The organism is Propionivibrio pelophilus DSM 12018 (assembly GCF_059569095.1).
In genome coordinates this window covers 1-1,607 of the sequence record NZ_JCANUT010000137.1, presented here as the reverse complement: position 1 = coordinate 1,607, position 1,607 = coordinate 1, and the positions used below count along the sequence as shown (strand labels likewise).

Annotated in this window: 1 protein-coding gene; it reads left to right on the top strand. The window is 57.1% G+C overall.

All coding sequences use genetic code 11. From position 1 onward, the window contains the following. Window positions 1-393: 393 nt before the first annotated feature. Window positions 394-1,410 (top strand): LacI family DNA-binding transcriptional regulator, encoded by a 1,017-nt coding sequence (locus tag BO74_RS21070; RefSeq protein WP_496445365.1) that lies wholly within the window; start codon window positions 394-396, stop codon window positions 1,408-1,410. The last annotated feature ends 197 nt before the right edge of the window (window positions 1,411-1,607 follow it).

Here is a 1,607-nt window from a genome sequence, read left to right as displayed (position 1 = left end):
ACTTCGGCGCCCAGCGGCTTCAGAATCTCCGCCTCAACACTGTGATCGGCATAACCCGGCTCGGTGATCCCGACTACGATTTTTCTGCCTTGGCCGGCGGACGAACTCTGCGCGTTGCTCATTTAAAACACTCCACGAATCGATGGGTTGATAGGTAAACAACAAAAATTAGATCGATACAATTTTAGATCGATCTATTTCTCTTGCGCAACAATCTTTATAATCAAATACCGCTTACATAAAGACACTCGCAGTTGCTCCAGCGTATAATCCGGAGCAGAAAAAATACAAATTAAACAGAATAATCAATATGATGCATGGCTATTCAGAAAAAAGGGGGCGCTCTCGCATTCATTCCGGCAAGCGAGACCTCGCTTTTAGACAGGACAAATCGTGACCACTCTGCTGGATGTCGCCCGCGTCGCCGGTGTCTCGCGCGCAACCGTCTCGCTGGTCTGCCGCGGCAGCCCTCTCGTCGCCGAAAAGACCCGTCTGAAAGTCGAAAAGGCGATGACCGAGGTCGGTTACATCTATAACCGGAGCGCCGCCAATCTGCGCTCGTCGCTGACCAACACCGTCGGCCTGATCATTCCCGACATCGCCAACCCGATCTACTCCGATCTGCTTACTGGTGTCGAGGATATCCTCACGCCGCTCGGAAAGACGGTGTTCATTGCCGACACCAACGAATCGATGGACCGCCAGGCGCATTTGCTGCAGCGACTACTGGAGATGCGTGTCGACGGACTGATCATCAGCATGGTCGGTGACACACCCGCCGACACTTTTGCCCCTTATGCGCGCATCGGCACCCCCGTCATTCAGGTTCTGCGCATGATCGAGGATGCACCATTTGACTACGCGGGAATCAACAACCGGCTTGGCGCCCGCCGGGCCACTGAACACCTGCTCGATCTTGGCCACCGGCACATTGGTTTCGTCGGTAGCGCCACGTCCTTGTCGGTCAACCAGGTGCGTTACCAGGGCTTTTGCGACGCAATCCGCAGCCGTGGCCTCGCCGCCGAACCGATGCCGGTCATCACGTGCAAGCATAGTTTCGCCTCGGCGGCAGAAGCCACCAAGACGCTGATCTCGGCCCCTGACCGACCCACAGCGCTCGTCTGCTACAACGACATCATCGCATTCGGTGCGACGCTCGGAATATACGAACACGGTATGACACCGGGTTACGACATTTCGCTGATCGGTTTTGACGACATCGAATATGCAGCCAACTGGCGCCCTCCCCTAACCACCATGTCGATCGAAGCCCGCCAGATCGGGCGACACGCGGGCACCCTGCTGGCCAATCGAATGAAGGACATCAATCTGCCGATCTGCAGCATGGTGTCCGAAGCGGTCCTTCGAAAGAGAGAAACGACCGCGCCGCCAAGGAGCGCCGGCCGATAAATCCGATGCCGGAATATGAAAACGGCCTCGCAGTGAGGCCGTTTTCTCATAGAACGACTTGAAGTCGATTACCGGATGACGCGCGCGCCCTTGCCCTTCATCGCGGCTTCGACTTCCTCGACGCGCACCATCGAGGTGTCGCCCGGGGTGGTCATCGCCAGCGCGCCGTGCGCCGCACCGTATTCCACCGCCGCCTG